Annotated in this window: 9 protein-coding genes; 7 read left to right on the top strand and 2 right to left on the bottom strand. The window is 38.3% G+C overall.

The window, feature by feature from the left end:
- Nucleotides 1-93: 93 nt before the first annotated feature.
- On the bottom strand, nt 94-1,467 hold the full coding sequence (locus MKX55_RS21830; protein WP_339234936.1) for a HAMP domain-containing sensor histidine kinase: 1,374 nt from the start codon (nt 1,465-1,467) through the stop codon (nt 94-96).
- 58 nt (nt 1,468-1,525) lie between these two features.
- Nucleotides 1,526-2,236, bottom strand: coding sequence for a response regulator transcription factor (locus MKX55_RS21825; protein WP_339180783.1), 711 nt, complete (start codon nt 2,234-2,236; stop codon nt 1,526-1,528).
- Between the two features lie 211 nt (nt 2,237-2,447).
- Between MKX55_RS21825 and MKX55_RS21820 the strand changes: the two genes are divergently transcribed.
- The 7 genes from MKX55_RS21820 (at nt 2,448) to MKX55_RS21790 (ending at nt 14,589) form a co-directional block, all read left to right on the top strand.
- Entirely contained in the window at nt 2,448-3,215 is a 768-nt protein-coding gene (locus tag MKX55_RS21820; RefSeq protein ID WP_339234933.1) for an ABC transporter ATP-binding protein, read from the top strand.
- Complete coding sequence (locus tag MKX55_RS21815) at nt 3,172-5,061, top strand: ABC transporter permease (protein WP_339234930.1); 1,890 nt, start codon at nt 3,172-3,174, stop codon at nt 5,059-5,061. Before MKX55_RS21820 ends, MKX55_RS21815 begins: the two co-directional genes overlap by 44 nt.
- Nucleotide 5,062: 1 nt before the next feature.
- A complete protein-coding gene (locus tag MKX55_RS21810; RefSeq protein ID WP_339234928.1) occupies nt 5,063-5,419 on the top strand; it encodes a YxeA family protein in 357 nt (118 codons plus the stop codon).
- A gap of 661 nt (nt 5,420-6,080) precedes the next feature.
- Complete coding sequence (locus MKX55_RS21805; protein ID WP_339234926.1) at nt 6,081-9,728, top strand: GH32 C-terminal domain-containing protein; 3,648 nt, start codon at nt 6,081-6,083, stop codon at nt 9,726-9,728.
- Nucleotides 9,729-9,869: 141 nt separating this feature from the next.
- The gene (locus MKX55_RS21800) at nt 9,870-11,651 is read left to right on the top strand and encodes a histidine kinase (RefSeq protein WP_339234924.1); all 1,782 of its coding nucleotides are present in this window, start codon (nt 9,870-9,872) and stop codon (nt 11,649-11,651) included.
- Nucleotides 11,648-13,243: a response regulator gene (locus MKX55_RS21795; protein ID WP_339234922.1), complete on the top strand. Its 1,596-nt coding sequence runs from the start codon at nt 11,648-11,650 to the stop codon at nt 13,241-13,243. The genes MKX55_RS21800 and MKX55_RS21795 overlap by 4 nt, the downstream gene beginning before the upstream one ends.
- Nucleotides 13,244-13,257: 14 nt before the next feature.
- Nucleotides 13,258-14,589: an ABC transporter substrate-binding protein gene (locus tag MKX55_RS21790; RefSeq protein ID WP_339234920.1), complete on the top strand. Its 1,332-nt coding sequence runs from the start codon at nt 13,258-13,260 to the stop codon at nt 14,587-14,589.
- The last annotated feature ends 126 nt before the right edge of the window (nt 14,590-14,715 follow it).

Genomic DNA, 14,715 nt, shown 5'->3' with positions numbered 1-14,715 from the left:
GCATTATTTATGTGTTTCAAAAAAAGTAACCCATAAGTTGATTTATCGCTTTGATAGCTAACAATAACTCCATTGAACTGCTCTATGATAAAGCTATTGCATCCGAATCTTAAACATCGTCCCTTTCCCAACTTCACTCTTCATTTCCACCATGCCGCCGTGCGCCTGAATGATATCTCTTGAAATAGCCAGACCCAGACCGGTTCCGCGTGAAGTCGTATTCGTGCCGCGGTAATAACGATCAAAAATTTGTGCCTGTTCTTCTTTCTTGATCCCTTTCCCATCATCGCGGATGATAATACCGTCTTCTTGTACTTCTACGGTTACTTTGACGTTCTCATCATTATGGATTAAGGCGTTGAAAATGAAGTTCAGTATAGCTCTTTTCATTAAATGCTGATCAATATTCCAGGTTAGCTCGGGTGCATAGCTGCTAAAGCCAATTTCGCGTGTTTGGAATTGCGGGTCATTTAGTAAATCAATAATCATTTTTTTGACAAAGCCTTCTACCCGGATTTCCTGAAGATTCAATGTCATTTCCTGATTTCTTAGCCGCATCGTTAAATTAAAATCATCCAGAAGCTCTTTCATATAAAGCGATTGTCGTTCAATGACTTCAGCATATTCTAAGCGTTCTTCTGCAGAGATATCCTCATTGCTTAGCAGCTCGGCATAACCTCGGATGGATGCGAGCGGTGTTTTAATATCATGTGAAACGTTGCTGATCCATTCATTACGCATCTGCTCCAGTTTTTGCCGTTCGTTTTCATGAGCCTGCAAGGTTTCAGATACATCGTTTAAGTTAGAGAAAACGCGTTTAAATACCCCTGGACGCTTCATTTTCTTCGGTTCAAACTTTCTTTCCTTCAGCTCGCTGATTCGTTCTATGATGCGCGAGACTGGTTTGGTCAGCACGGTACTGAATAGAAATCCGACAATAAAGGCGATAATTAAATCGACTATAATAATCGCACCTAGGAATTGGGAAGCGTATGTCAGAAACTGTTGCGGGTCAGCCATAATAATAGTCCGTTGCTGCTTGGAATCCGGAACACCAATGATATAGCTGAAGCCCTCATATTCTCCGATAAAGTAGGTATTCAAATCATCATCCATATATTTATATTTATGAACTAAATCAATCGGTGTATAGTGTGTAGCTGCATTATCTGGTGCGAATTCATCGGATAACACATTTCCATTTTCGTCTAATATTTGCAGCCAGGCTCCAAATCGGGTCAGTGCATCCTTTCCTTCTTCGGATACAACAGGTTCGCCGTCTTCCATAGACAAATAGTAAAAGAAGGAACGGGTAAAGTTTTCTCCTGTATCATGAATGATATCTTCTGGATCCTCATTGTGCTGAGACAATATCAACGCAAGCAGAATAACGGTATTCACAATGCTGACGATAAAAACAATACTGAGAATGGAAATAAGGTAGCGAATGGTGAGTTTCCATTTCATGGTGCACTTTCTCCTTTATCAAATAAAAATCTCTTCATCATGTAAACATAGAAGCAGTTTATGGGTTAAAGCGATAGCCGAGTCCTTTTACCGTAACAATGTAGGTGGGTTCTGAAGGATTTTCTTCAATTTTCTCCCGCAGTCTGCGGATATGCACCATCAATGTATTATCTGCTCCGTAAAAGTCTTCGCCCCATACGGTTTCGAATAAGGTTTCCTTACTTAAAATATGCTTCGGGTTGCGCAGAAAGCATGCCATTAAGCCGACTTCCTTCGCTGTCAGCTCTAAAACCTCGCCATCCTTGCTTATCTCCGTTTCATCTCCATTGATTGTAAATTCGCCAATATTTTTATCCGCTTGCGCTGGAGCATGCGAGCTGGCAGCTTCCATGGAATAGATACCTGCCCGGCGCAGCTGAGCTTTCACACGGTAAGCCATTTCTTTAGGACTGAATGGCTTTGTAATATAATCATCTCCGCCAATAGCAAGTCCGAGTATTTTATCGATTTCATCTGATTTCGCGGACAAAAATAGAATCGGAATCCGTGATATTTCACGGATTTTCCGGCATAAATCATAGCCTTCGCCGTCCGGAAGCATCACATCCAATATCGCTAAATCGGGCTCGAATTTAACAAATTGCTGCCATCCTTCCCGGATAGAGCCGGCTGTTGCAATTTCGGTCATCCCCTCTTTTTGCAGAGCTGTTTTCATTAATTGACATAAGTCCTGTTCGTCATCCACGATTAAAATTTTTGGCTTTTCCATGCTGTGTTCCCGCCTTTCTTATTTATATATAAAGTGAGCTTTTCTTTTATCATTTACTAAAAAGTTGAATTATTACTATCTTAACAGGAATTCGTCAACTATGAGTGAGATTTAAACATTTTGTAAGGTTAGATTGATGGCTGTTTAAGGATGGAGGTCTATAGTAAAAATATAGAACGTTCACAGGAAATATAAAAGAGGTGTAAAAATAATGGAGCATTTATTAAAAGTAAATGGAGTTGAAAAAATATATGGAAAAGGCGCTAATACATTTCAAGCGCTGAAAGACATTTCCTTTACCATCGATCATGGTGAATTTGTCGGGGTGATGGGACCGTCTGGAGCAGGAAAATCAACGCTTCTTAATGTACTGGCCACGATCGATGCCCCGACAAAAGGGGATATTTACGTAGAGGCAGACAATATTGCCAAGATGAAAGAGGATAAATTGGCAGATTTTCGCCGCGATCATCTAGGTTTTATTTTTCAGGATTATAATTTATTAGATTCCTTAACGGTGAGGGAAAATATTCTGCTGCCGTTAGCGATTGCCAAACAGCCGGCGAAGGAAATTGAAGAGAAGGTAAATGCCATTTCCCGTTCGTTTGGCATCGAGGATTTATTGGATAAATATCCATACCAAATTTCCGGGGGACAAAAGCAGCGTACTGCTTCCTGCCGTGCACTCGTATCGAACCCGAAGCTTATTTTTGCGGATGAACCGACAGGAGCACTTGATTCTAAGTCAGCTACTGATTTGCTGAAGAGCTTAAGTAATTTGAATGAAGCGCATGAAACAACGGTGATGATGGTAACACATGATGCTTATGCAGCAAGCTTTTGCAGACGTATTCTGTTTATAAGAGATGGAGGTCTGTCGCAGGAGCTTATTCGCGGCACGCATACACGAAAGGAATTCTTCCAGATGATTTTAGATGAATTGGCAGAAGCAGGCGGTGACGGGAATGACCTTGTTTGATTTAGCATTAAAAAATATTCGCAGAAACATGAAAAGCTATGGATTATATATTGGTTCCACGATTTTCTCGATTATTATTTATTTTACCTTTGCCATGCTGAAGCATAGCGATGATATCAGCGGATTGGCAGAGACTTCGAAACAAATGCAGGCGGTGATGAGCGCTTCCGCATTTGTGCTGATGATTTTTGTAGCGATTTTTATTCTGTATTCCAATTCCTTTTTTATGAAAAAAAGGAAAAAGGAAGTTGCCCTTTATTCCTTATTAGGCGTACGTAAACGATCGATTGGTTTTTTACTATTCTTTGAAAATATCGTGATTGGGCTGATTGCATTAGTTATTGGGGTGGGCTTAGGCTTCTTATTGTCGCAAGCCTTACTAGCTCTATTATTAAAATTAATGGGCTTATCATTATCTGTCGGTTTTGCTTTCTCCATGCAGGCAGTGATTGAGACAGTAGTGGTCTTCTTCCTGATCTTTTTAGTTACTTCTCTACTGGGCTATCGGGTGATTTATAAATTTAAGCTCATTGATTTATTCCATGCCGAGAAAAAAGGGGAAGCACAGCCCAAAGCACGCATCCTTTCTGCGCTGATTGGCGTACTCGCTTTAGCAGGAGCCTATTGGCTGGCGCTTCAGGATTTAATGACCTCTTCCGCCTGGCGGATTTTCGGCTTAGCAATGCCGCTTATAATCATCGGTTTAACGATTTTAGGGTCCTATCTTTTATTTAACAGTGTGCTCGTTTATGTTTTAAATCTATTGAAAAAGAGTAAGAAGTGGGCTTGGAAAGGACTTAATCTGATGACCTCCTCCCAGCTTCTTTACCGGATTCGCGGGAATGCGAAAACATTAACGATTATTGCGACGTTGAGTGCGACAACGATTACGGCAGGCGGAGCAATATTCGGGACGTATTATAATACCGAAAAAAACGTAGAGCAATTTACACCTTTCTCCTTTATGTGGGAGGGAGGCGAACAGGACATCGATTCGGGCATAGTAGAAGATGCGGTCAGCTTTGAGGCGAAGGACATTACCGTAGAAGGGGAAGTATATGATCAGTCCTATTATGTCATTGACGAAGAAACGTTTATGAAGCTGACAGAGGCCCTTGGCTGGGATGTAGAAAATGTTGATTTAGCAAAAGATGAAGTCATCATGGCTGATCCCTTTTATGATGAACGGTTGGAAGAGAAAGCAGAAACGGTAGAAGTAGGCAATGACGTGAAAGCTGTGGATCAGTTTTTTGAACAACCGCTGTTTAATATTCAAACCCTGCCAGGAATAACTTTAGTGATGGATGATGCGTCGTTTCAAGAGCTGGACGGCGAGGAAGGCACTTATCAGGCCGTACAAACCGCTGATTATAAGGACCATTTAGAGCTTTCCAAAGAGCTGGAAGCAAAAACAGAGCATTTCTCCAGCGCTGTCCAAAGTTATCAGGATTCCATCGAATCATCGGGAGCGATGTTATTTGTCGGCAGCTTTTTGGGACTGGTATTTTTAGTGGCTACAGGCAGCATTATCTTCTTTAAAATGATGACGGAGGCGGAAGAAGATAAGGATAAATATACCGTTCTATATAAGATTGGTGTCTCTAAAAAAGAAATGAAAAAAACCGTCCGTTATCAAGTCGGTCTTATTTTCTTAGCACCGCTGGTATTAGGTCTGATGCATGGAGCTGTTGCTTTAATGGCGTTTTCTAATTTATTAGATATGAACTTATGGGAGCCGGTTATTATATGGATGGCTGCCTACACATTGATTTATATTTTATATTACGTGGTTACGGTTCAGGGATTTAATAAAACAATCACCCAGACCGCCGCACAGGAGGGGTAAAATGAAAAAAATAATGGCTTTGGTAATTGGTGTTGTAGTCTTATTTGTTGCTGCGGTTGTAGTGTTGATGACGGTAGACTTTAATCGGACAGGGAAGGATAATGCTTACGTTCAAATCGACGAATCAGCATATACGGAAGAAGATAAGCTGGATAATGGCGAAGTAATGAAGACGTATTGGTATGAGCAGCCGGCTTATACAGAGGATGGGGAAGAAATTCAGGTTGAATTTTCCGCCCAAAAGGAATTGCGTCAGGGAGCATATCTGATGCTCTACGTGAATAAGGATAATGAAGTTTCGTCGTATGATGAAGTAAGTGAAGCGGAATTGCCGGATGCGGTGGAGGAAGCGTTATAGTAAAAGTAAGCCATACAAGATGCAGGGGGATGCTGCATCTTGTATGGCTTTTCTTATAAAGAATAGTCAGGGAAAGTATAGCTATCTTTTTGATGAGTGGATAGGAATACATAGAAACAGCATTACATTCTAATGATAAAGCTGAAAGTTAGTGAGAGTACTTATCGAGAAAGTAGTTCATATGTTAAAAGAATGAACCGGAGGATTTATTAAGTTATCAAAAAAATATGGTGAAAATAGTAGAAAAAGCATAAGCAAAAACAGGTTAAGAAATGGTGATATAGGTGGTGAATAGAGTCTTTGTCAGCCGGAAAAGAAGATGGATTTTTCTATAAAACCGCTGATAATATGTGTATTCATGGACTTCTAATATATCAAAGTATAAAGGTCCTTTATGTCTGCATTATGGCAACCGCTTGACATATGAAAGCGGTTACCTTATGATAGTTTTGTATTTATCTATTTATTTTTAAACTATATGTCAACCGGTTGATATATGGTGGAAGTCAAGAATTGATGTTTTTTTAACTTATAAAAGGGGGGGATTACTATCGGTTGGAAAAAGATCAGTAAACATTCTATCTGGGTGATGCTATTTATACTAACTATCATATTTATTTGTGATTCAGAAATTGAGGCTACTGATAATAAGGAGGAAGAAATGATTAAAGCTAATACGAATCTAGAGAACTGGAGCTTAGAAGGCAAGGGGGAGTTGAAAGATACTGTGCATGGTATCCAGCTTATTTCGGAAGAAAATGAGCAAGCTGTTGCATTATCTGATACTACTTCTAAGGATTTTGCCTATGAGGCAGATATTAAAATAACTGAGACGAAGACCAAAGCCGGTCTTATCTTTTGGGAAAATGCGACAGAAACACAAAGTTATATGATTCAAATCAATCAAGAGAAAGGCAAGCTTCAGCTCTTAGATCGACAAAATCTAGATATGCCCTTAGAGGAAGTAGAAGTAGATTTGGAAGCAGGAGAAATATATCACCTCAAAGTAAAAGTAGTTGATCAAAAGCTTCAAGTATACTGGAATAATCAGTATAACGAGATATTAGAAACAGTACTAGAAAATGATATTGCTGGAATTTTAGGACTGCAAGTAGTGGATGGAACAGCATATTTTGAGAATGTATATGTTAGTGATTTTACTCATAATTTGGGTGGGATTATTAGGACTGAAGGGCAATGGCAGCCAGATATACAAGGACTAAAAGCCATTGGAGAAGGTGAGCAAACTTTTGAGAAAAAAGAAAAGGATTTTGTTTTGGAAGGTGATATATCATTTGCTGAAGAAGAGGGGGCCGCTGGATTTACTTTCCGAATAAATCAGGAATCTGCGTCTGGTTACCAATTGATATTTGTGAAGCAGAATAATCAGGTAGAAGTGCAGTTGCAGTTACTGGATGGCACTGTGTTAGCAAGCTCAGATCAACTTTATTCTTCTATCAGCGAAGCAAGGCATCATATGGAGCTTATAGTGAAGGATAATCAAGTAACTGTATATCTTGACGGGCATCGTGAGCCTACAATAGAACATACAGATGATCAATTCCAGGAAGGTCATATTGGATTGGTTAATTTATCTGGAATAACTTATTTTGAAAACGTATACGCGGTTAAAACCAATGAATATTTTAAAGAAAATTATCGTCCAAACTACCACTATACACCGGCAAGAGGATCGGCAAGTGATCCTAACGGACTTGTTTATTTTGAAGGGGAATACCATCTCTTTCATCAAGATGGCGGCACTTGGTCCCACGCGGTAAGCGAAGATCTCATACATTGGAAACATTTGCCTACTGCGCTGCCTTGGAATGAACACGGCCATGTCTGGTCAGGTTCTGCTGTTGTAGATGAAGATAATGCATCTGGACTTTTTTCAGATACAGGTGGAAAGGGTCTGGTGGCTTATTATACCTCTTTTAACCCTGATCAAGAGAATGGGAATCAACGAATCGGGCTTGCTTATAGTCATGATAAAGGGCGTACATGGGAATATTCAGAGGAACATCCTATGGTGATTGAGAACCCCGGTAAAACAGAAGAGGAACCGGGTGACTGGGATTTTCGAGATCCGAAGGTAGTCCGTGATGAAGAAAATAATCGTTGGGTAATGGTAGTATCAGGGGGCGATCATATTCGCTTTTTTACCTCTGATAATTTGATAGATTGGGAACATACGGACAGTTTTGGATACGATGATTATGTAAGAGGCGGTGTTTGGGAATGTCCAGACTTATTTGAATTATCAGTAGAGGGAACAGACCAGACCAAATGGGTGTTAATGATTAGTACAGGTGCCAACCCTAATACAGAGGGCTCTGATGCTGAATATTTTATTGGTGAATTAACAGATGACGGAACATTTATTAATGATAATGAAGCAGGGGATGTATTAAGAACAGATTTTGGCAAAGAATTTTATGCTTCTATGTCTTTTTCAGATATGCCAGATAATCGTCGTATTACTATCGCCTGGATGACAAATTGGGACTATCCTTTTGATTTCCCGACGGAAGGCTGGGAAGGACAACTGACGATACCGAGAGAATTAAGGCTGATAGATACAGAGCAGGGAGTTAGACTTGCCCAGGCTCCAATTGAAGAATTAGATTCGATTAGTGAGACAATTTTTGAAACAAGTAATAAACGAGTAAATGAAAATAATGCAGAAAATCTTTTGAAGCAGGTTAATGGTGAATCTTATCAGATTGAAGCAGAAATTGAAATCCCAGCGGACAGTGAAGTATCAGAATTTGGTTTTCAAGTTCGTCAGGGTATTGAAGAAAAAAGCGTGATTGGATATCACCCGGTAAATGAGCAAATATTTGTTGATCGTTCAGAATCTGGACAAACAGATTTCTCCAATCAATTTACAACACGACATGAAGCAGATTTAGAACCTGACAGTCGACGTGTGAAATTAAATATTTTCGTAGACAATGGATCTATTGAGGTGTTTGCGAATGATGGGGAAGTGGTTTTTTCTGATGTTATTTTCCCAGAGGCATCAAGCAATGAAATGAGCTTCTATACAGAAAATGGGCCTGTTGAGATTATCTCATTGGAAGTAAACCAGCTGGAAGATATTTGGGATCGTCACAATGAAGAAGAGGCTGAAATTGTGATTGATACAAGTAAAAAAGAGCTGAATATCGGTGATACATTTTCTCTTCAAGCTGCTTTGAAAAATGGTAATGGTAACGGATCCAATCCGTTGAAATGGTCTGTATCTGATTCGGATGTGATTTATATTAATTCATCGAATCATCGTCAGGCTGAATTAGAAGCTGTTGGCGATGGCGAAGCAGAGGTTACTGTTTCTACACCGAATGAAAAAGTTTCACAAACAATAGAAGTTCAGGTTTATGATGGAGAATTTAATACCAATCTGACAGGCTGGAGTTCTGACATTGAGACAGTAAAATGGCTGAAAACAGAAGCAGGAATTCGCGGTTCACATACAAGTGATGTCAATTATATGGCGGAAGAAACAGGAGGCAATTTTATTTATGAAGCGGATATGACATTGGGTCTAGATGGTGGTGCTGGAGCTATTGTGTTCCGAGCGAGTGAAGACGGCAGTAGTGGATACTATTTTAATTTAGACCCTAATATGAAGGCATTCCGTTTATTTTATAAGATGAATAGTCAATTAGAAGAGCATATGGTGATCGGCAATGTTCCGGCATTTATCGAGCCGGGAAAAACCTATACTATCAAAATTGAAGCAGAGGGACCACATATTCAAATTGATGTCGATGGCGAGAATATCATTGATCTTCAAGATGGCGTATTTGCTCAAGGGCACTTTGGATTAAATGTTTTTGATGGGGAAGCGACGTATCAAAATGTGAAAATAAGTCAGATATCAGACGCTGAACTGGCAGAAACTTCCTTTACGAATGTAGAAACGGGTCAATCACTATACGCTGCTAATTTACAAAATGGAGAGCCGGTAGTATTAGAAGAAAAACAAATGATATGGTCTCTTTTACCGACAGGAGATGAGCAAGGATCTTATTCGATTAGAACGGAGCGCGGTCAAGCGTTTGACCTGGATACCAATCAACAAAAAATCCAGTTATATGATTATCTTGGTTATGACAATCAGCGCTGGCTGATTGAACAGCTAGATAATGAAGCTGTGATTATTCGTTCTGTTCATAATGAACAAGTATTGTCAGTAACAGAAGACGGAAAACTTACGCTTACAGAATTACAAGAGGAGCAGGCAAGTTCAAATCAACAGTGGCAAGTATCAGAAGAAGTATTTTTAGACATTGAAAAATGAATAATTTGAAAAAAGGAAGGCTTGAACCGCCTTCTTTTTTCAAATATCCAGTATTTATTAACTGTATTTTGTTCTTTTCTTCGTAATGTTATAGTTGAAAAATGGATAGGCATTTTAGAGACATGTTATGGAGGACTTTATATGTTTTTGTCATTACGTAATAAATTATTTCTTGTTTTTTCTTGTGTATTAACTATTCCTTTTTTAATTTTGTCTCTAATCATGCCGAATTTATTTACAAACTATATTAAGGAACAGACACAAGAGTTGACGATTGGTATGATGGATCAATTTTCCCTTTATATAGACTCGGTTACAATACAAGTGGCTGATGTGGGTCAGCAGGTATTAGCCAATTCTATTACACAGGACTGGCTGCGAGTAAAGAATAGCAGCAATAATGATTATGAAACATTGGAGACGGCCAGATTAATGGTAAGAAGTGAATTGAATGACATGCTTAGTTCAATGATGGTTAATAATTCTAATAATATTTCTGTCTCTATTTTTACACATGATGGGGAAGGGATTTGGGGCAACTATCCGCAATTGGATGAAACGGAATGGTATCAGGGCTTTATGGAAAATAATAAGACTTTTACTCATTCCCACTTTGATACGAACCAGCAATCTGCATTAATACGGGAAATGCCTATTAATAGTTATCTCATACCGTTAGTTGACTTAAATACGCTTCAAGATAGTGGGATTATTAAAGTTAATTTTTCTACGGAAATGATAGAGAACTCATTGGATAAAATTAAAATAGGAGAGCATGGTCATACTTTTATTATCGATCATCAGGGTGAAAACGTTTTAACAGGTGAAATTCAAACCCCTCAATCTATCATTGACAAGTCTTTGACACAGATAACTAGTATGTCAGGGAATCAGGGATTGCTTGAAATAGAAGACGAACAGGAAACCTATTTAATGTTTTATCAACAATTATCGGTAGGGGATTGGATTTTAATTAGCGAAGTCACCGAGGATGATTTATTTTCACAGTCTAATCAATTACAAAAAAGTATGCTGTTATTAAGTGTCGGCTTATTTTTAGTTACTATTATCGCCTCATTTCTTTTCTCTTCTTCGATTACTGATCCATTAAGAGGACTGATGAAGGCAATGCGTTATCTAGAAAAAGGGGATTTCAACAACGCACAAAAAATCATGCCGACAATTCGGTCAGAAAATAATGAGATTCGTTATTTATTACAAGTCTTTGATCAGACAATGAACCGTTTAAAACAGTTGATTGATAGTGAATATAAAACTAATATTCGCAGGCGTAATGCTGAATATAAAGCTTTATTGCTGCAGATTAACCCTCATTTTCTTAATAATACCCTTGAAATTATTGGTGGCTTAGCAGCACAAGGGAAGAATAAAGAGGTAGTAAATGTCAGTGTTTATTTAGGAAAGATGCTTCGCTATGCATTAAACACACAATCGGACTTGGTCACCTTGGCAGAGGAAATACAATATATCCGTAATTATGCCCGAATTCTTGAGCTTCGTTATGAAGGGTCTCTTCAAATAACAATTGAAGAAGATCAGCAAGCAAAAGAATTTCCAATTATTAAATTTGTTGTTCAGCCGCTAGTAGAAAATGCAGTGAAATACAGTTTAATTTCTAAGGAACATGCTAATGTGGAAATAAAGGCTAAATATCAAAATCATCAATTAACATTGCAAATTGCAGATGACGGTATAGGGATACCAGACGAAGTCATTCAAAGTTTATCCATTAGTAATCAAGCCGATACTCTGGAAAGCAGCGGAAACAGTATAGGACTCAAGAATGTGTTAGATCGCTTGAATCTATATTATGGAGAGCAATTTACCTATCGAATTGAGACGGAATTAAACAAAGGTACGAATATCATCTTACAAATAACAACAAGGGGGGACAATCAATGAGAAACGTCTTGATAGTTGATGATGAAATTCAAATTCGAAAAGGATTACAATGGAAAGTGAACTGGGAGGAATTAGGATTCCATGTTGTAGCAGAGGCGTCTAATGGTGAAGGAGCATTAACAAAACTCGAAGAGCACAAGGTGGACATGGTAATGACTGATGTCCGTATGCCAGTCATGGATGGAATAGAATTGGCAAGACATTGTCAAGAAAGATATCCATACATCAAAGTAATTATCTTATCTGGTTATTCCGATTTTGAATATGTGAAAAGCTCTATGAAAAAAGGAGTAAGGGATTATTTGCTGAAGCCAGTGGACCCAGAGGAATTGGCAGAGGTATTGCAACGAATGAAGAAAGAAATTGATCAAGATCGCACCAAACAGCTTGAACTGAATCAAGTTCGGCGAGTGGCCCGGACACAATTTCAAGAAGTGCAGGAACAATATCTGTTGTCATTGGTAAAAGAAGAGTGGTTTCAATATAGCTTAGTAAAAGAGCGTCTTGAGCAATTGAAACTTGATATGCTGCTTAAAGAGGATTTGCAGGTGCAATTTATTAGTGTTGGAGTGAGAGACATTAGCGGTCAAACGAATCGGACAAACGAGTTGAGAATGGCTTTTCAAATGCTGTGCAAAGAATTAGTTGAGTCAAAATCGGGAATACTGGCCTTCTATGATTTGAGTTATACAAATATGATGCATTTTCTTATCATATTAAATCAGGACTTTGATAACCATCCTGACAGGTTAACGAAAATGATTCAGCAACAAATAAAAACACTTTTAAAATTAGAGACTGTGATTGGGATTGGAAATCAAGTAACTGGTTTATCAGAATTGAAGACAGGCTATATTTCCAGTTTACTCTCATGGAGTCAGAGCCGGTTAAGCCATTATTCGCAGATTGTAGATGAATGTGTGAGAAGAGAGGAATTAATGGATTTTTCACCAGACCTGGAGAAGCATATTGTTAATGCAATTGAGAAGATGGATATGTACAGGTTTCAAAAAGAATTAGAATCTTTGCTGGGTGAAGCAACGACTCAATCAGTGTTTTCCTTTTCGATTGTTGCAAATCGGATTCTATTTTGTTTGGGTTCCATCGCTAAAAAATATAACGTTGAGAATAACGATGCACAACAATTGATTTGGCAATGTCAGCAAGTTATCTGGCAATTGAATGACCAGAGTAAAGTTATCGCATACCTTACTGAACTGGCTAAGTTAATCGTCGCTCAGATTCATAATAAAGGAACAACGGATGGTAAACAGATTGTTGATAGAGTCCGTCGCTATATTGATCGTTATTACGGGAATGATATTTCGCTGACAATTTTATCTGAACTTTTTCATATTAATAGCGCTTATTTATCAGAAATTTTCAAAGTACAAATTGGTAAAAATTTTAGTGAATATTTAACAGAGATACGAGTGAAAGAGGCAAAGAAATTTTTAAAAGATCCGCATTTGAAAATAATTGATGTGGCTAATCTCGTAGGTTTTTCCAGTTCTGCTTATTTTAGTCTAGTCTTTAAGAAGCATGTAAACGAGACTCCAGCGGGTTATCGGAAATCATTGGATGCGGATTAAAAGGGTGACATATCATGAGAAAAATAATTTATTACAGTATATTTATGATATTAATCAGTCTTGTTGCTGGCTATCTGATTATATTGATGCAACCTTTGTCTAAACAGGAGGAAAAGGAAGATGCAAAACTAGATGAAGAGTCAAGGAATATTGTGGAGCTGACGTTTTGGCGTAATTATGGGAATGCGGCAGAGAATAAGGCCTATAATGAGATATTGGAAGACTTTCATCAATCTCATCCACATATTCGTGTTAATATGCAAAATATAGAGTATTCCAATTATGAAGTGCAACTGCGAACAGAACTAGTTACTGGTACAGGACCGGATATTATGGCAATTGACAGCCCTTACTTAGCCCTATATGCAGAAGCAAATCTTCTGATGCCGTTAAATGCATATTTGACAGAAGATGATGATTTAGAGGAAGATTTTTCTGATGCTATTATGGAAGGATTAACTTATGAAAATCAGCTGTATCTGATGCCATTGGTAGAATCAAGCATTGCTTTATATTACAATATTAATTTGCTGGAAGAAGCAAATTTGCCTTTTCCAGATAGCAATCCTGATACCCCGATGACATGGGAAGAAGTTGTCGAATTACTGATAGAGGGGCAGCGACCAGAAGAAGAAATTTATGGTATTGATCCTGCACAAGGATTTGGAAGTGGAGAGGCACCTGCTTATTTTAAACTTCCAATTATCTGGCAATTCGGCGGAGAAGTGATTAGCCCCGATGGAACAACAGCCAGTGGATACTTAGATTCAGAGGAAACAATGGAAGCATTGCAATTTTATCAGGATTTATATCATAAAGACGAAGTTGCCGTCAGAGAGCTTCCAGCTGATGCTTTTGAAAACGGACAATTGTTGATGACGGTACTTGGTTCATGGGGGATAACAGATTTAAAGGAAAAAGGGTTAGAGTTGGGGGAGGATTTTGGTATTGCTCCGCTTCCAAAATCAACGTATCAAGTTGTTCCAAATGGAAGTTGGGCACTTGGTATACTATCCAATACGAATCATCCGGCGGAAGCATGGGAATTTATCCATTATGTAACAAGTTATGAATCCATGAAGAAATATAGCTCTATCACAGGAGAAGTTCCTGCGCGTTATTCTGTAGCTGAAGATCTTCCTATATTTAATACCTATCCTTATAATATCTTTGCAGAACAAGCTTACTCTTATTCAAGAAATCGCCCGGTTACACCTGCTTACCCAGACATAAGCATAACAATTAAAAAATTGTTTGAAGATATTGGTCTGGCTAATAAAGATATAGAAGCTTCTGTGAAAGAAGCAGTAGAAACGATTAATCAGCGACTGCGCGAAGCCGATTGATTTGTTGGCTCTATTCCAAAAAATTTATAATATTTATTCCAAAAATATTGCAAATGACAGATCTTCTTTTTTGATACAGTAACTATAAAGTGATTTTTTATCAGTGAAGGTATCTTCGTTATGAGA

The sequence above is a fragment of the Oceanobacillus sp. FSL W7-1281 genome (genome assembly GCF_037969835.1).
Classification (GTDB): Bacteria; Bacillota; Bacilli; order Bacillales; family Amphibacillaceae; genus Oceanobacillus; species Oceanobacillus oncorhynchi.
The sequence above is the reverse complement of the archived record's forward strand: the minus strand, read 5'-3'. Positions and strand labels throughout refer to the sequence as shown.